This window comes from Roseixanthobacter glucoisosaccharinicivorans, assembly GCF_043195095.2.
GTDB lineage: Bacteria > Pseudomonadota > Alphaproteobacteria > Rhizobiales > Xanthobacteraceae > NCEH01.
Genome location: NZ_CM195538.1, coordinates 2,458,385 through 2,474,063, shown reverse-complemented (window position 1 = coordinate 2,474,063; position 15,679 = coordinate 2,458,385). Strand labels below are relative to the sequence as shown.

Genomic DNA, 15,679 nt, shown 5'->3' with positions numbered 1-15,679 from the left:
GCTGATATGTCCCATCCTGTCGAAAGGACCATTCCCGCCGTGTCCGACGGCGCGCTGGAGCTGATGCTGGACGGTGCGATCGAGGCTTTCGCGCTGAAAATCGAGGCGGACTGGCGGGCGGAAGCCCTGGTCAACCTGCGAATGATCGCGGATGCCGCAAATCTCGTGCGCGGCCTCGACCTCGGCGATGAGTTCGATCCCGCTCCGGTGTATCGGCCATGAATCTCGTCCTTGATCCCAAGGCGACCGGGGGCGTGCTGTCCGCATCCGCAACCGCCGCCGAAATCGCCGCCGCCGTCGCCGCCGGAACGGTCACGGTCCGCGCGGTGGTCGAGGCCGCGCTTGCCCGCATCGCTGCCCTCGATCCCAAGGTGAACGCCTTCACCGACGTGACTGCGGAACGGGCTTTCGCCCGCGCCGATGCGCTGGACGCCGCCCGTGGGCGGGGGGAGAGCCTCGGCCCGCTCGCCGGTGTGCCGTTCGCTGTGAAGAATCTGTTCGATATCGCCGGCCTGCCCACCCGCGCTGGCTCGAAAATCAATCGCGAGCTGCCGCCCGCGACCCGCGATGCCACGCTTGTGGAGCGGCTGGAATCGGCCGGCGCGGTGCTGGTGGGCGCCCTGAACATGGGCGAATACGCCTATGATTTCACCGGCGAGAATGTCCATGACGGCGCCTCGCGCAATCCCCATGCGCTGGACCACATGACGGGAGGCTCGTCCGGTGGCTCGGGCGCGGCGATCGCATCCGGCGAGGTGCCGCTTGCCCTGGGCTCCGATACCAACGGCTCGATCCGCGTGCCGTCGTCGCTCTGCGGCATCTTCGGCCTGAAGCCGACCTATGGCCGGCTTTCACGGGCGCGCAGCTTTCCGTTCGTCACCGCGTTCGATCATCTCGGCCCCTTCGCCCGCTCGGCGGCCGATCTCGCGCTCGCCTATGACGCCATGCAAGGGGCGGATAGAGATGATCCCGCCGTCGCCGACCAACCCGTGGAGCCTGCTTTTCCCGGCCTGAAACAAGGAATCGGCGGGCTGCGCCTCGCGGTTGCCGGCGGCTATTTCCGCCAGAGGGCCCTGCCGGAGGCGCTGGCGGTGGTGGACAGCGTGGCGCAGGCGCTTGGCGCGACACGCACGGTGGATATTCCGGATGCCGCACGCGCACGCGCCTCGGCCTATATCATCACCGCGGCGGACGGGGCGGCGCTGCATGCGGAGCGGCTGCGCACCCGCCCGCAGGATTATGACCCCGCCGTGCGCGACCGGCTGATCGCCGGGCTCGCCATACCGGCCGCCTGGACCACGGCGGCGCAGCGCTTCCGCCGCCATTTCCGCGCACAAATGCTGGCGCTGTTCGAGGAGCTGGACATCCTGCTGGCGCCCGCGACGCCCACCCGCGCGCCCAAGCTCGGGCAGAAGACCTTTGTGCTCGATGGCGTCACCTTGCCGGTGCGCCCCAATCTCGGGCTGTTCACCCAGCCGATTTCCTTCATCGGCCTGCCTGTGGTGGCGGTGCCGATCTGGCCCGACGATGGCCTGCCGCTGGCGGTGCAGGTCATCGCACCGCCCTGGCGCGAGGATCTCGCTTTGCGGGTCGCCTGTGAACTCGAAGCGCGCGGCATCGCCCGCGCGCCCGTTGCATCGCTTTAGGAGCGCGCATGGAGATCGACATTCCCGAGGTGGTGGCCGAAGTCGCGGAAGCCTTCGCGCGCTACGAGGCGGCACTGGTCGGCAACGACGTGCCGACGCTGGAGGACCTGTTCTTTGACGATCCCCGCACCATCCGATACGGCGGCGGCGAGAATCTCTACGGCATGGACGCCATCCGCGCATTTCGCCGGGCGCGCGCCCCGGCTGGCCTCATGCGGGCGCTGAGCCAAACCGTCATCACCACCTATGGCCGGGATTTCGCCATTGCTTCCACATTGTTTGCGCGGGATTCAATGCCGGGACAGATCGGCCGTCAACAGCAGAGCTGGGTGCGTTTCCCACAGGGCTGGAAGGTGGTTGCGGCCCATGTCAGCAGCATTCCCCGCGCGCCCGACGATGCATTGTGAGTGCCTGAGGCAAGGTGTTTTCCCCGTGTCCCGCGAAACCGGTAGCGTTGCGTCATGAGCCTTCCAGCATCCTCCACCGAGGCGGCTACCCGCCTCGCGCGGCCCCGCCGGCGTCGTGCGCAGACCCGAGGCGTCACGCGCACCGAGGAATTGCGGCTGCAAATCGCCGACGACATCGTCTGTGGTCGCATCGCGCCCGGCACGCCGCTGGAGGAAATGGAAATCGCGCGCCGCTACGGCGTCTCCCGCACGCCGGTGCGCGAGGTCATCCGCGATCTTGCGGCTTCCGGCCTCGTGGAGACCCGGCCCCATCGCAGCGCTTTGGTGGCGAAGCCCAGTTTCGAGCGATTGCGCGGCATGTTCGATGTCATGGCGGAGCTGGAGGCTCTGTGCGCGGGGCTGTGTGCGCTCCACATGACACCGGCGGAGCGCGGCCAGCTCCAGGCCATTCACGCCGATCTCGCGGACCTGACCCGCAGGGGCGACGAGACCAATTACACCTTCCTGAACGAGCGCTTCCATACCTTCCTGTATGGCGGGGCGCACAATGATTATCTCGCCGAGATCACCCTCGCGACGCGGGCGCGGCTCCAGCCCTTCCGGCGGGCGCAGTTCCGTAACCTCGGTCGCCTCGCGCTGTCCTATGCCGAGCACGACCAGGTGGTGACGGCGATCCTGCGCGGCGACAAGGCCGAAGCCGCGCACGCCATGCGCGCGCATATCATCACCGTCGAGATCGCCTATGAGCGATACGCCGAAAGCGTGTGAGGCCGCGCCAGGCGGCCGCACATCGCCAGATCAGGCCGACTTTGCGGCCAAGCTGTCCACATAAGCGCGGAAGCCGCCTAAGGCAGTGATGTCGGTGCACCCTTCAACGCCCGCCGCCTCGGCCAGGAAGCCGGCGACATGCGTTCCATCCGCCAGGACGACGCTGCCGAGGCCGAGCGGCGCGGGAATCTGCGCCAGCAGGCGGCCGACGCCCTCGAACGGCAGGGACCACACCTCACCCGCAAGCGATGCGCCACCCTCGCCGACGCGGGTAACGCCCGGCCGGGGCACGCCGCCGCACAGCAATGACATGCGATAGAGCGGGGCGGTGTCGACAGCCCCGACTAGCCGCCCGCCAAGCGCGACCAGTTCCCCGTTCAAGCCCATGCCGGAGAGGTGGGCGCCGAACACGCAGATATCGAGCCTGCCGGCTTCAGCCTGTTCGGAAGTCGGCGCGAGGGGCGGGGCGGTTTCTCCGCTCGCACCCAGCGGCAGGCCGGTAGCGGCGGCGAAGGTGCGGGCGATGGCGGCGAGCTTGGCATCGTTGCCGGCAGGAGCGAGCAGCGTAATGCCATAGGGCACACCGCTTCCGGCAATGGCGGCAGGCACGGCGGTGCCGCACATGTCCAGCAGATTGACGAAATTGGTATAGGTGCCATTGCGCGAATTGAGGCGGATATTGTCCGCCAACACGGCTTCCAGCGTATAAGCGGTGGGCGCGGTGGGCAGCACGATGGCATCGAGGGATGCGAGCACGGGCTTCACCTTGGCCTTCAATTCCTGAAGGCGGTACAGGGCGCGGAACAGGTCTGCGGCGCTCGGCTTGGCGCCCGCTTCCGTGATCGTGCGCGTTACGGGATGGACGGCTTCGGGGTTGGTCGTGAGCAGCTTTTCGGCGACGATCCAGCGCTCGGTCACCCAGGGGCCTTCATAGAGCAGCCGCGCGGTCTCGGCGAAGGGCGCATAGTCGAATTCCACCAGCTGCGCGCCCAGGGCTTTGAGCCGATCGAGCGCGTCTTCGTAGGCCTTGGCGGCGTCTTCGTCGCCGAAGAATTCGCGTTGCTCCTTCGGCAGGATGCCGAGCACCGGAGCCGCCGGTGCGGCCATCGGCCCGAGGGGCAAGGCGCGGGAAAACGCGTCCGCCGGATCGAAGCCGGCCATGACCTGGAGCGCCGCCATGGCATCGTCGACGGTGAGGGCGAAGATGGAGATGGCATCCAGCGTGCGGCAAGCGGGCACGAGGCCGGTATTGGGCACGAGGCCGAGGCTCGGCTTTATGCCGACGATGTTCTGAAGCATCGCCGGAACCCGGCCCGAGCCGGCGGTGTCGGTGCCCAGTGCCAGCGGCACGATGCCCGCGGAGACCGCCGAGGCCGAGCCGGAGGAGGAGCCGCCCGGCACGAGATCCGCCTTGAAGGCGTTGCGCGGAATGCCATAGGGCGAGCGCGTGCCCACGAGGCCGGTGGCGAACTGGTCGAGATTGGTCTTGCCGATGATCAGCGCGCCGGCCGCCTTCAGCCGGGCGATCACGGTGGCATCGGCGGCAGGCTGATAGGCGAACGCCGGGCATGCCGCCGTGGTGGGCAGGCCCGCCACGTCGATATTGTCTTTCACCGCGATGGGAATGCCATAGAGCGGAAGGCCGGTATCCCCGGCGTGCTCAAGCGCGGCGGCGTCCGCGAGCACATCCATCTGCGGGCGCAAGGTGATGAACATCGCCGGGTCGTCATGGGCTGCGATGCGGGCATAGGTGCTGCGCACGGTATCGCTCGGCGAGCGCAATCCTTGGCGATGGGCGGCGAGAAGACTGGCGACCGTTTGCATGCCGAACTCCGGAGCGTATTCGCCAGGGGCTAAGCAGGAACCGGGCCAGACCGGGCGCCACCCACGCCCCGCCCGCGCGCCCCGGCAAAGGCGCACGGGCGCAGGAACGGCGAGCCTTTCGCCGGTGCAGCGAACCGAATTCAGCGGTGAAGGCTCCACCCAGGTCGCGAAAACTTGCCTAACAAATAAGCGATTGACGTATTAATGGGCGCACAAATCGCTGTTGCATGCAGATTACGGCCGGACAGGATTGGACGGCGTGACCCCCGGCGGTGTCGCGGGCGAGGTCGTGGGCGGCGCGGGCTCGGTTACCGCCGGCACGTTGCCGGGTGCGGTTTCGGTCGGGTCGGGCGTGCCGCGTCCGGAAAACAGGACCGCCGCCGTCAGGGCAGCGACCAGAACGACGGCGCCCAAGGTGAGGGTTGTGCCGCGAGACATGGAGCTCCTCCAGAGCTGTTTGACCTAAGGTCATAAACGCCGGAGGAGCGGTCTGGTTCATTGCGTCGGCAGGCCGAGCGGTGGCCGGGCGCCGCAGTCGGGTTCAGTCGCGGAAGACCACGGTCTTGTGGCCGTTGGGAATCACCCGGTCCTGAACATGCCAGGAGAGCGCGCGCGCCAGCACCCGGCGCTCGATGTCGCGGCCCTTGCGCACCAAATCTTCCGGGCTGTCCTGGTGGCTGATGCGCTCCACGTCCTGCTCGATGATGGGGCCTTCGTCGAGATCCGACGTCACGTAATGGGCGGTGGCGCCGATCAGCTTCACGCCGCGCAGATGGGCTTGGTGATAGGGCTTGGCGCCCTTGAAACCCGGCAGGAAGGAATGGTGGATGTTGATGCACTTGCCGGACAGCTTGGCTGAAAGCCCGTCGGAGAGCACCTGCATGTAGCGCGCGAGCACCGCCAGATCCGAGCGCGTGGATTGGAACACGCCCCAGATCTGGGTTTCCTGCTCCAGCTTGGTGGCCTTGGTCACCGGCAGATGATGGAACGGAATGCCGTCGAAATCGAGATGCGCATAGGTCTCGCGCGGATGGTTGGAGATGATCCCCGTCACCTCCATGGGAATTTCGCCAATGCGCCAGCGATAAAGCAGGTCCGCGAGGCAGTGGTCGAACTTGGAGGCGAGCAGCAGCACGCGCCGCTTTTCGTTCGGGGCGCGCAGCGTCCATTGCAGGTTCAGCGGCTGCGCCACCTCCTCGAACTGCGCGCGGATCGTATCCAGGGTCGCATCACCCTGCACCACGTTGAACACGACGCGCATGAAAAAGCGGCCGCTCTCCGTGTCGTCGAATTGCTGGGCTTCCAGGATGTTGCAGCCATGCTGGAACAGGAAGGTCGAGACGCCGGCGACGATGCCCGGGCGGTTGGGACAGGAAAAGGCGAGGACGAATTGGTCGGAAGCCGTGGTCATGGATTATCCATCACGTGGAAGGGGGCTGCGGGTGGAGAAGCGGAAAGCGCGCGGCGCGCCGCCTTCAACCTCGCCCGGTGCCCGTGAGTTGAAGGCCGAATTCCGCGCCCGCCCCAACCAGCGCCCGCAGGAAGGCCGGGCCAAAGGAGCGCGGCACCGCGAACCGGTAGACGGGGGCCGGATCCACCTGCCAGATCAGCACCGGGATCAGCGCCACCAGGGTCGATGCCGCATCGCCCGGCTTGAAGACGCTCGGGTCGAGGTCGATCGGCACGAGCTTGGCCAGCATGTCGCGGGTGCGCGGCCCGGAAATCTGAATCACCAGCTGCCCGTCGCTCTGGTCCGTGAGGGCCACGGTGTTTCCGAAGGCGTGGGCGAGACGCGCCAGAAGCGGATCGCCGGTGATTCCTTCGCCGACCACCAGGAAGCGGCCCGGCCCGATGCCAACCAGCGTCAGATCGCCAGCCGAGGCGGTATGCGGCCCGCGCGGCAAGGTGAGACCCAGCTGTTCCTGCGCAAGCTTGGTCGCAATGTCGAGCGCATCGCGTCGCGCTACGATATTGGCGAGTGCGAGCGAGCCGAGCAGCGCGGCCACCACGCCGGGTGCGGGCGCGCGCGCGCCGTAATACCCCTCTGGCACGAGGGCGCTTGCGGGCAGTTCTGCAAGTAGCTCAGACACGCAGCCGTTCCCCTTCCGGATCGACGAAGACGGGATCGCACACTTCCACCGCGATGTCGCCGCCGCGGACCGGGTCATAGGCGCGCACCGTCTCGCCGATCCGCGCACGGCCCCCCTTGAGGAAGCCGAGGCCGATCCAATGGCCGAGGGTGGGCGAATAAGCGACCGAACTCATATAGCCCTCGTCATTCTCCATCACCGCCGGGGCGCCGAGGGGCAGGAAATGGGCGCCGGCCCGCAGCCGCTGGGCGCGGTCCACCGGCTTGAAACCGATGAAGGTCGCGCGGTCGGGATCGGCAAAGGCGGGGCGCCCGGCCATGACGCGGCCGATATAATCCTTCTTGGTCGACGCCATCTTGCCGAGGCCGAGGTCGCGCGCGCTGGTCTGTCCGGTCAGCTCGTTGCCGGAGACATGGCCCTTTTCGATCCGCATCACGCCGAGCGCCTCGGTGCCGTAGGGGGTGATGCCGAACGGTGCGCCGGCCGCCATCAGCGCCCGCGTCAGCGCCTCGCCATGCCGGGAGGGCACGGCGATCTCGTAGCCCAGCTCTCCGGAGAAGGAGAGGCGGAAGATGCGTGCCTTCACGCCGCCCATCACCTTGCCCTCCACCGCTCCCATGAAGGGCAGGGCGGTGTTGGCAACGTCCAGTGGAGCGTCCACGACCTTGGCCAGCACCTCGCGGGATTTCGGCCCCGCGATGGCGATCTGCGCCCATTGCTCGGAGACGGAGGCGAGCTGAACGTCCAGCTCCGGCCACAGCACCTGGAGGCAGAATTCCAGATGCTGATAGACCTTCGCGGCGTTGGCCGTGGTGGTCGTCATGACATAATGGTCGTCGGCGAGGCGGGCGGTGGTGCCGTCGTCCATCACGAGGCCGTCCTCGCGCAGCATCACGCCATAGCGCGCCTTGCCCACGGCCAGGGTGGAGAAGGTGTTGATATAGACCCGGTCGAGAAAGACGCCGACGTGGCTCCCCTGGAGGTCGATCTTGCCGAACGTGGAAACGTCGATCAGGCCGACAGACGACCGCACCGCCGTCACCTCGCGGGTGACGCTTTCCAGCCAATCAGTCTCGCCAGGCTGGGGGAAATATTGCGCACGTAGCCAAAGCCCGGTTTCCACGAACACCGCGCCCTGCTTGCGTGCCCAGTCGTGGGTGGGGGTGGGCCGCGTCGGGCGGAAATCCTTTTCGCGATGATGGCCCGCAAGCGCGCCCAATGCCACCGGCGTGAAGGGCGGGCGGAACAGGGTGGTGCCGGTTTCGCCGATGCCCTGGCCGGTCAATTCGGCCATGATGGCGAGCCCCGCCATGTTGGACGACTTGCCCTGGTCGGTCGCCATGCCGAGCGTGGTGTAGCGCTTCAGCAATTCCACCGCCCGGAAGCCTTCCTTATGGGCGATAGCGATATCCTTGGCCGACACGTCGTTCTGGAAATCCACGAACGCGAGGCCCTTCGACCCCTGCACATGCCAGAAGGCGGACAGCGAGGCCGGCGTGTCGCCGGTCTCGGGCAGCGGCACCGGCTTGGTGGCGAAGCCCGCATCTTGCGCCGCCGCTGCCCCCTGAGCAGCGCCGGTGGCAAAGCATTCGGCCAGCGAAAACCGCCCCGCTGCCGCCCCGGCGACGCTGAGTCCCGGCGGGGTCGTGTCGGGCACGAAGGCGGCACGCGCGGCATCATATTTCGGTCGTCCGCCGAAATAGCTGGTCAGTGCGAGATTGGGCGTCGCGCCGCCCGAGATGCCCAGCACTTCGGCCTGAAGGGTTTCGGTCGCGCCCCTGGTGCGAACCGTGAGGGACGAGAGGCACTTGCCCGACGTGGCGGTCACCACGCCGTCGGTGATGACGCGGATGTCGCGGGCCTTGGCGCCATCCGCCAGTGCCGTGGTGACGCTCTCGCGCACATCTACGATGGCTTTGACTTTCACCCCGGCGTCCGCCGCATCGAAGGCGGCGCTCCAGGCGTGGTCGTTATTGGCGAACACCACGGCGTTGGCGCCAGGAGAGACCGCATAGCGCACTGCATAGGTCCGAAGCGCCTGGGCCGACATGACACCCGGCCTGTCGTTGCCCCCGAACACGATCGGCCGGTCGAAAGCACCCGCGCACAGCACGGCGCGCCGTGCGACGATCTTCCAATAGCGCTGTCGCGGCTGGAACGGCGCCGGCACGGGGAGATGGTCGCTCACCCGTTCCAGCGCGCCATAGGTGCCGCCGTCATAGACGCCGAACACGGTCGTGCGCGGCATGACGCGGACATTGGACAGTGAAGCCAGCTCCGCCCGGACCTTGACGAGGAATGCCTCAGGCGCGGCATTGTCGATGGGGCTGCGCTCGCTGTTTAGCCGGCCGCCGAGGATCACGTCCTCGTCCGCCAGGATCACCCGCGCCCCCGCGCGTCCCGCCGTAAGGGCTGCGAGGAGGCCCGACGGACCGCCGCCGATCACGAGCACGTCGCAGAACGCGAATGCCTTCTCGTAGCTGTCCGGGTCCGCCTCTTCCGCCGCCCGTCCGAGGCCCGCGGCGCGGCGGATGGCGGGCTCATAGAGCTTTTCCCAAAGCGCCGCCGGCCACATGAAGGTCTTGTAGTAGAAGCCCGCGCCGAGGAAGGGCGAGAGCCATTGGTTTGCGCTCAGCAGATCCATGGCGAGCGAAGGCCAGCGGTTCTGGCTGGTCGCCTCCAGGCCTTCGTACAATTCCGCCATGGTGGCGCGGGTGTTGGGTTCGCGCCGGGCACCGGTGCGCAATTCCACGAGCGCATTGGGCTCTTCGGAGCCGGCGGAATAGATGCCGCGCGGGCGGTGATATTTGAACGATCGGCCCACCAGCCGAACGTCGTTGGCCAGCAGCGCCGAGGCGAGCGTATCGCCGGCGAGACCGGTGTACGGCTTGCCGTCAAAGGTGAAGGACAGTGGTTTGGCGCGGTCGATCAGGCCGCCGGATGACAGGCGGCTCACGAAGTCACCTCGCCAGCCTTGGGGCGCGCAAAGCGGGCGCCCGAGATGGCATGGGTGCGCGTGTCGCGTTCAACCACCAGCCACTGCCGGCAGCCGGCCGCGTGATACCAAAGCTCCTCGTGTGGCCCGGCGGGATTTTCGCGCAGATAGACGTATTGGAAGAACGCCTCTTGCGCGTCCGCGGCTTCGGGGTCGGGCCGCTTCAGCGTGGCATCGCCGAGATAAGAGAATTCGTGGGCGTCGCGAAGCCCGCAATAGGGACAGGGAATACGCATGTCAGTGCAGGTTCGGCTGGGCGCCGACCCCCTTCTCGTCGATCAGATGGCCGGTACGGAAACGGTCCAGGCGGAAGGCGGCGTTGAACGCATGGGGCGCATCCTTCGCCAGCATATGCGCGAAGCACCAGCCGGAGGCAGGCGTCGCCTTGAACCCGCCATAACACCAGCCGGCATTGAGATAGAGGCCCGGCAGATGCGTTTTGTCGATGATCGGCGAACCGTCCATCGACATGTCCATGATGCCGCCCCAGTGGCGCAGGATGCGCAGCCGGCCGATGCGCGGAAACAGCGCCATGCCTGCTTCGCACACATCCTCAATGACCGGAAGGTTGCCGCGCTGGGCATAGGAATTATAGCCGTCGATGTCGCCGCCGAAGACCAGCCCGCCCTTGTCCGACTGGCTGATGTAAAAATGGCCCGCGCCGAAGGTGATGACGCCCGGCACCAGGGGCTTCAGCCCTTCCGACACGAAGGCCTGCAACACATGGCTCTCGATCGGAAGGCGCATGTCCAGCAGCCGTGTGAGGCGCGAGGTGGAGCCGGCCACCGCCAGCCCTACCTTGCCGGCGTGGATCGGCCCGCGCGTCGTCTCGACGCCTACCACCGCGTCGCCTGAGCGGATGAAGCCAGTCACCTCGCAATTCTGAACGATATCCACGCCGAGCTTGCTCGCCGCGCGGGCATAGCCCCACACAACCGCATCGTGTCGCGCCGTGCCGCCCCGCTTCTGCAGCAGGCCTCCCTGAATTGGGAAACGCGCCTGGTCGAAATTCAGGAACGGCGCCATGTCGCGCACCTGGTCGCGGTCCAGCAATTCGCTGTCAGCGCCGTTCAGCCGCATGGCATTGCCGCGCCGCGCATAGGCATCGCGCTGGGCGTCGGAATGATAGAGGTTCAGAACGCCGCGCTGAGAAACCATGGCATTGTAATTGAGGTCCTGCTCCAGGCCCTCCCACAGCTTCATGGACCATTCGTAGAACGGCTCGTTGCCCGGCAGCAGGTAGTTGGAGCGGATGATGGTGGTGTTGCGGCCGGCATTGCCGGAGCCGATATGCCCCTTCTCCAGCACCGCGACGTTGCGGATGCCATGCTCCTTGGCGAGGTAATAGGCCGTCGCGAGTCCATGGCCGCCGCCGCCCACCACGATCACGTCATAGGCCGGCTTGGGCGTCGCGTCGCGCCAGGCCGGGGCCCAACCCCTCTGTCCGTTGAACGCGTTGGCGACGATGGACAGGACGGAATAATGCGACATGCCGCAGCTCACTCTCGCGGGCGGATCGCCCGTCTAAGAATCCATACCGTACCTTAAAATCAGGTATGATATAATTATTGCTTATAGTACGAGAGCCGGCTCATGGTCTTGCGAAGCATCGTCCAGCGCGCGGAGCCCTTGCCCTTCGATCTGCGCGTTCTGGAAATCTTTCTGGCGGTCTGCGAGCAAGGCGCCATGGCGGGGGCGGCGCGCCAGCTTGGCCTCACGCAGCCGGCGGTCTCGCAGGCGGTCGCCGACCTTGAGGCGCGCACCGGCGCGGTGTTGTTCGATCGGTCGGTCCGCCCCTTGGGCCTCACGCCGGCAGGCGGCGTATTGCGCCAGCGGGCCAGCGCGCTGCTGTCCGAGGCGCGGCAGATCGCCCCCATGTTGCACGAGACCATGCACAGCCGTCTGCCGCTGCTTCGGGTGGGGCTGGTGGATTCGCTCTCGCGCGCCCTGGCCGCGCCGCTCGGCGCGCATCTGATGGCCCTCGCGGACCAGGTGTCGATCCTCTCCGGCCTCACCGCCTCCCACGCCTCGGCGCTGCTGACGCGGCAGATGGACCTGCTGCTGGCGCCCGACGAACTGGAGGAAATCGAGGGACTGGAGCGGTTCGCTCTGCTAACCGAGCCTTATATTCTGATCGCGCCTGGGGGCACGGCGCAGCCGGCACGGGTGGATGACCTGGCGAAGCTCGCCGCGCGCCTGCCCCTGGTGCGCTTCTCCGCTCGTTCCAAGACCGGCATCGAGGTGGAACGCCATCTGCGCCGGATGAAGCTGGATCTTGCGCGCCGGCTGGAATTCGACACACCCCAGTGCGTCACCGCCATGGTTGCGCAGGGCGCCGGATTTGCCGTGACCACGCCCCTCTGCCTGCTGGAGGCGGCGGTACCCATGGCGCAGCTCGCCTGCTGGCCGCTGCCCGGCCCGGCGTTCCAGCGCAGCCTCACGCTGATCGCACGGCGACAGGAACTCGGCCGCCTGCCGCGTGACGTGGCGGGGTTCTGCCGGGTACATCTGGAAGAGACGTGCTGGCCCGTGCTGCGGCGGACGATGCCCTGGCTCGGCGAAACCGCTCGCACGCGTCCTTGACGCTTGCGATGCGCGAGCGGCAGCCGGCCTGATCTATCGTGTGGAGTGGGCGCGTCAGTTGCACGACTCGCGGCGGACCGTCGTGGAATCGCCCATGCTATTTTCACGATGGACCGTCTTCGACGAGCAATTGATCGAGCCTGTGGTGTCCGCGTCGTGGCGCTCGATGATCACCCGGTCGCGATCGTGGTTTGATGCCGCGCCGCCTGCCACCGCTCCGGCGCCCGCGCCCACTGCCGCTCCGACCGGGCCGCCGACCACAGCGCCGGCTGTGCCACCTGCAACTGCACCAGCCGCGACGCCCTCTTCGCCGGCATAGGCAGATGAGCCTGCCAGCAAAGCCGCAAGGCTGATGACATATAGGGTCTTCTTCATGGGAACCTCCTGTTGCATTCGCGAAAGCAACGGCAGGGCCCATCTTGGGTTCCCATTAGAAGGGGCCCAGAAATACTATTCTTCCAGCGATCCGGCCAAGGTATCGCTTCGGGAGGTCCGCCAATCTCGGGCGAGACCGCAAAAGAAAAGCCCGGCGACAGCAGCGCCGGGCCATCAGGTCTGTTTCTTGGGATCTGCGGGCTCTCAGATATCCAGCGTGGTTTCCCGCTCCCATTGGGTAAGATGGCGCGAATAGGCGTTCCACTCCTCCATCTTCAGCTTGACGAAACCGGCGACGAAGCTCGGCCCCAGGCTTTCTGCCAGCACGGACGAGGTCTCCAGCGCCCGCAGCGCGTCCAACAGGTTGAGAGGCAGCTTCTTCGCGCCCTCCACCTTGTGGCCGTCGGTGTACATGTTGATGTCCAGCCGCTCGCCGGGGTCACGCGCATTGGTAATGCCGTCGAGCCCTGCCGCGAGCACCCCCGCCTGGAGGAGATAGGGATTTGCGGCGCCGTCCGCGAGGCGGAATTCGAACCGGCCGGCATCGGGAATGCGGATCATGTGGGTGCGGTTGTTGCCGGTATAGGTCACCGTGTTGGGCGCCCAAGTGGCGCCGGAAATGGTGCGCGGAGCGTTGATGCGCTTGTAGGAATTCACCGTCGGATTGGTGAGCGCGCAGAGCGCATCGGCATTGTGGATCAGCCCGCCGATGAAGCTGTAGCCGAGGTCCGACACGCCGAGCTTGCCGGCCTTGTCGGCGAACGCGTTCTTGCCGTCCTTGTCCCACAGCGAAACGTGGCAATGGCAGCCCGAGCCGGTGAGATTGATGAACGGCTTCGGCATGAAGGTCGCGCGCAGGCCGTGCTTCTCGGCGATGCTCTTGACCATGAATTTGAAGAACACGTGCCGGTCGGCGGTGACGAGGGCGTTGTCGTAGTTCCAGTTCATTTCGAACTGGCCGTTGGCGTCCTCATGGTCGTTCTGGTAGGCGCCCCAGCCGAGCGACAGCATGGCGTCGCAGATTTCCTTGATGACCGGATACTGGCGCATCAAGGCGGACTGGTCGTAGCAGGGCTTCACCGCCGTATCGGCGGCATCGTGGATGCCTGTGCCGTCGGCGTTGGTGAGGAAATATTCGCACTCCACGCCGCTCTTCATCTCGTAGCCGAGAGCGGCTGCGGCCGCGAGCTGGTTCTTGAGAACCGAACGCGGCGCCTGCTCTACCAGCTTGCCTTCCATGTACAGATCGGATGCGAGCCAGCCGATCTCCGGGTTCCAGGGCAGCTGGATCAGCGAGGTTGGGTCGGGGATCGCGAACAGGTCCGGGTCGGCTGGCGTCATGTCGAGCCAGGTGGCAAAGCCCGCGAATCCCGCGCCATCCTTCTGCATGCCGGCGATGGCCGATGCCGGCGCCAATTTCGCCCGCAACCCGCCGAACAGGTCCACATAGGAGATCAGGAAATACTTGATGCCCCGTTCCTGGGCGACCTTTTCCAGATCGGCATCGGGGGCGAGGGCGGCGACTGCGGCGCGGCCATCGGCTTCGCGCATGGGTTCGGGCAAGCGGATCATGTCAAATCCTCTGGGAAGGTCTTGTCGTTGTGCTCCCGACGCGCCCCGTGAAGGCGCGCCGGTCCGGTCGGGCGATCAGTAGGCGCCGCCCTTGCCGGGAATCCAGTTGGTGCCTGCAAGCGGCACGCCAGCCATGGCGGCCGATTCAACCGTGAGGGCGACGAGGTCCTCCGGCTCAAGATTGTGCAGATGGCTCTTGCCGCAGGCACGGGCGATGGTCTGCGCCTCGAGCGTCATGACGCTGAGATAATTGGCGAGCCGACGGCCGGCCTTGACGGGGTCGAGCCGCGCCGAGAGCACGGGGTCCTGGGTGGTGATGCCCGCCGGATCCAAGCCCTCGTGCCAGTCGTCATAGGCCCCGGCGGTGCTGCCGAGGGCCGCGTATTCGGCTTCGTATTGCGGGTCGTTGTCGCCCAGCGCCACCAGGGCCGCCGTGCCGATGGCGACCGCGTCCGCGCCAAGCGCCAGCGCTTTGGCCACGTCCGCGCCATTGCGGATACCGCCGGAGACGATGAGCTGCACCTTGCGGTGCAGGCCGAGGTCGCGCAGCGCCTGAACCGCCGGGCCGATGGCCGAAAGAATGGGCAGCCCCACATGCTCGATGAACACGTCCTGGGTTGCCGCCGTGCCGCCCTGCATGCCGTCGAGCACCACCACGTCGGCGCCGGACTTCACCGCCAGTGAAATATCGTAATAGGGGCGGGAGGCGCCGACTTTCACATAGATCGGCTTTTCCCAGTCCGTGATCTCACGCAGTTCGCTGATCTTGATCTCCAGATCATCCGGCCCTGTCCAGTCCGGATGGCGGCAGGCCGAGCGCTGGTCGATGCCCTGCGGCAGGTTGCGCATGCCGGCGACGCGGTCGGAGATCTTCTGGCCGAGCAGCATGCCGCCGCCGCCAGGCTTCGCGCCCTGGCCGATCACGATCTCGATCGCGTCAGCCTTGCGCAGGTCATTGGGATTCATGCCGTAGCGCGAGGGCAGATATTGGTAGACCAGGGTCTGGGAATGGCCCCGCTCTTCGCTCGTCATGCCGCCGTCGCCGGTGGTGGTGGAGGTGCCGACCGCCGAGGCGCCGCGTCCCAGCGCTTCCTTTGCCTGCGCGGAGAGGGCGCCGAAGCTCATGCCGGCGATGGTGACGGGGGTCTTGAGGGTGATCGGCTTTTTGGCGAAACGCGTACCAAGCACCACGTCGGTGCCGCACTTTTCGCGATAGCCTTCAAGCGGATAGCGCGAGACGGAGGCGCCGAGGAAGAGCAGGTCGTCAAAATGGGGCAGCTTGCGCTTGGTGCCGGCGCCGCGAATGTCATAGATGCCGGTCGCCGCCGCGCGCCGAATTTCCGACAAGGTGTGCGGGTCGAAGGTCGCGGAGAAGCGGGGCAGGGTGCGGGGGACGTTGGAGTGGGCGCTCATGATAAG

15 protein-coding genes are annotated in these 15,679 nt (G+C 66.8%); 5 read left to right on the top strand and 10 right to left on the bottom strand.

Annotated features, from left to right (window positions below; translation table 11 throughout):
- Positions 1 to 6 precede the first annotated feature (6 nt).
- From V5F78_RS11235 to V5F78_RS11220, 4 genes are read left to right on the top strand one after another with little or no spacing between them, the layout of a single operon-like run.
- Positions 7 to 222, top strand: coding sequence for an AtzG-like protein (locus tag V5F78_RS11235; protein ID WP_394068063.1), 216 nt, complete (start codon positions 7 to 9; stop codon positions 220 to 222).
- Positions 219 to 1,646, top strand: coding sequence for an AtzE family amidohydrolase (locus tag V5F78_RS11230; RefSeq protein ID WP_394068065.1), 1,428 nt, complete (start codon positions 219 to 221; stop codon positions 1,644 to 1,646). Before V5F78_RS11235 ends, V5F78_RS11230 begins: the two co-directional genes overlap by 4 nt.
- Before the next feature lie 8 nt (positions 1,647 to 1,654).
- On the top strand, positions 1,655 to 2,053 hold the full coding sequence (gene hpxZ, locus V5F78_RS11225; protein ID WP_394068066.1) for an oxalurate catabolism protein HpxZ: 399 nt from the start codon (positions 1,655 to 1,657) through the stop codon (positions 2,051 to 2,053).
- Between the two features lie 54 nt (positions 2,054 to 2,107).
- Positions 2,108 to 2,821 carry a GntR family transcriptional regulator gene (locus V5F78_RS11220; RefSeq protein ID WP_394068068.1) on the top strand — a complete coding sequence of 238 codons (714 nt, stop codon included), beginning with the start codon at positions 2,108 to 2,110 and terminating at the stop codon, positions 2,819 to 2,821.
- 30 nt (positions 2,822 to 2,851) lie between these two features.
- Here the strand turns inward: V5F78_RS11220 and atzF are convergent, their stop codons facing one another.
- The 7 genes from atzF to V5F78_RS11185 all read right to left on the bottom strand — a co-directional run bounded on the left by atzF (position 2,852) and on the right by V5F78_RS11185 (position 11,221).
- Positions 2,852 to 4,645, bottom strand: coding sequence for an allophanate hydrolase (gene atzF, locus V5F78_RS11215; protein ID WP_394068069.1), 1,794 nt, complete (start codon positions 4,643 to 4,645; stop codon positions 2,852 to 2,854).
- A 234-nt stretch (positions 4,646 to 4,879) separates the two neighbouring features.
- The gene (locus V5F78_RS11210) at positions 4,880 to 5,083 is read right to left on the bottom strand and encodes a hypothetical protein (protein ID WP_394068071.1); all 204 of its coding nucleotides are present in this window, start codon (positions 5,081 to 5,083) and stop codon (positions 4,880 to 4,882) included.
- A 103-nt stretch (positions 5,084 to 5,186) separates the two neighbouring features.
- Positions 5,187 to 6,056, bottom strand: a complete 870-nt coding sequence (gene purU / locus V5F78_RS11205; RefSeq protein WP_394068073.1) for a formyltetrahydrofolate deformylase — start codon at positions 6,054 to 6,056, stop codon at positions 5,187 to 5,189.
- Positions 6,057 to 6,120: 64 nt separating this feature from the next.
- Positions 6,121 to 6,735, bottom strand: coding sequence for a sarcosine oxidase subunit gamma (locus V5F78_RS11200; RefSeq protein WP_394068075.1), 615 nt, complete (start codon positions 6,733 to 6,735; stop codon positions 6,121 to 6,123).
- Positions 6,728 to 9,691, bottom strand: coding sequence for a sarcosine oxidase subunit alpha family protein (locus tag V5F78_RS11195; protein ID WP_394068077.1), 2,964 nt, complete (start codon positions 9,689 to 9,691; stop codon positions 6,728 to 6,730). The genes V5F78_RS11200 and V5F78_RS11195 overlap by 8 nt, the downstream gene beginning before the upstream one ends.
- Positions 9,688 to 9,966, bottom strand: a complete 279-nt coding sequence (locus V5F78_RS11190; RefSeq protein ID WP_394068079.1) for a sarcosine oxidase subunit delta — start codon at positions 9,964 to 9,966, stop codon at positions 9,688 to 9,690. Before V5F78_RS11190 ends, V5F78_RS11195 begins: the two co-directional genes overlap by 4 nt.
- Position 9,967: 1 nt before the next feature.
- A complete protein-coding gene (locus tag V5F78_RS11185) occupies positions 9,968 to 11,221 on the bottom strand; it encodes a sarcosine oxidase subunit beta family protein (RefSeq protein ID WP_394068080.1) in 1,254 nt (417 codons plus the stop codon).
- Between the two features lie 102 nt (positions 11,222 to 11,323).
- Between V5F78_RS11185 and V5F78_RS11180 the strand changes: the two genes are divergently transcribed.
- Positions 11,324 to 12,313, top strand: coding sequence for a LysR family transcriptional regulator (locus V5F78_RS11180; protein ID WP_394068082.1), 990 nt, complete (start codon positions 11,324 to 11,326; stop codon positions 12,311 to 12,313).
- A gap of 54 nt (positions 12,314 to 12,367) precedes the next feature.
- Here the strand turns inward: V5F78_RS11180 and V5F78_RS11175 are convergent, their stop codons facing one another.
- From V5F78_RS11175 to V5F78_RS11165, 3 genes are all read right to left on the bottom strand, one after another.
- On the bottom strand, positions 12,368 to 12,688 hold the full coding sequence (locus tag V5F78_RS11175; RefSeq protein WP_394068084.1) for a glycine zipper domain-containing protein: 321 nt from the start codon (positions 12,686 to 12,688) through the stop codon (positions 12,368 to 12,370).
- Between the two features lie 204 nt (positions 12,689 to 12,892).
- Positions 12,893 to 14,239 carry a type III glutamate--ammonia ligase gene (glnT, locus tag V5F78_RS11170; protein ID WP_394068507.1) on the bottom strand — a complete coding sequence of 449 codons (1,347 nt, stop codon included), beginning with the start codon at positions 14,237 to 14,239 and terminating at the stop codon, positions 12,893 to 12,895.
- A 96-nt stretch (positions 14,240 to 14,335) separates the two neighbouring features.
- Positions 14,336 to 15,673, bottom strand: a complete 1,338-nt coding sequence (locus tag V5F78_RS11165; protein ID WP_394068086.1) for an FMN-binding glutamate synthase family protein — start codon at positions 15,671 to 15,673, stop codon at positions 14,336 to 14,338.
- Positions 15,674 to 15,679: the final 6 nt, after the last annotated feature.

Coding starts and splice junctions, on each gene's coding strand:
- V5F78_RS11185 (WP_394068080.1), bottom strand. CDS start 11,221: ATGTCGCATTATTCCGTCCTGTCCATCGTCGCCAACGCGTTCAACGGA.
- V5F78_RS11230 (WP_394068065.1), top strand. CDS start 219: ATGAATCTCGTCCTTGATCCCAAGGCGACCGGGGGCGTGCTGTCCGCA.
- purU (WP_394068073.1), bottom strand. CDS start 6,056: ATGACCACGGCTTCCGACCAATTCGTCCTCGCCTTTTCCTGTCCCAAC.
- V5F78_RS11235 (WP_394068063.1), top strand. CDS start 7: ATGTCCCATCCTGTCGAAAGGACCATTCCCGCCGTGTCCGACGGCGCG.
- hpxZ (WP_394068066.1), top strand. CDS start 1,655: ATGGAGATCGACATTCCCGAGGTGGTGGCCGAAGTCGCGGAAGCCTTC.
- V5F78_RS11165 (WP_394068086.1), bottom strand. CDS start 15,673: ATGAGCGCCCACTCCAACGTCCCCCGCACCCTGCCCCGCTTCTCCGCG.
- atzF (WP_394068069.1), bottom strand. CDS start 4,645: ATGCAAACGGTCGCCAGTCTTCTCGCCGCCCATCGCCAAGGATTGCGC.
- V5F78_RS11220 (WP_394068068.1), top strand. CDS start 2,108: ATGAGCCTTCCAGCATCCTCCACCGAGGCGGCTACCCGCCTCGCGCGG.
- V5F78_RS11180 (WP_394068082.1), top strand. CDS start 11,324: ATGGTCTTGCGAAGCATCGTCCAGCGCGCGGAGCCCTTGCCCTTCGAT.
- V5F78_RS11190 (WP_394068079.1), bottom strand. CDS start 9,966: ATGCGTATTCCCTGTCCCTATTGCGGGCTTCGCGACGCCCACGAATTC.
- V5F78_RS11175 (WP_394068084.1), bottom strand. CDS start 12,688: ATGAAGAAGACCCTATATGTCATCAGCCTTGCGGCTTTGCTGGCAGGC.
- V5F78_RS11210 (WP_394068071.1), bottom strand. CDS start 5,083: ATGTCTCGCGGCACAACCCTCACCTTGGGCGCCGTCGTTCTGGTCGCT.
- glnT (WP_394068507.1), bottom strand. CDS start 14,239: ATGCGCGAAGCCGATGGCCGCGCCGCAGTCGCCGCCCTCGCCCCCGAT.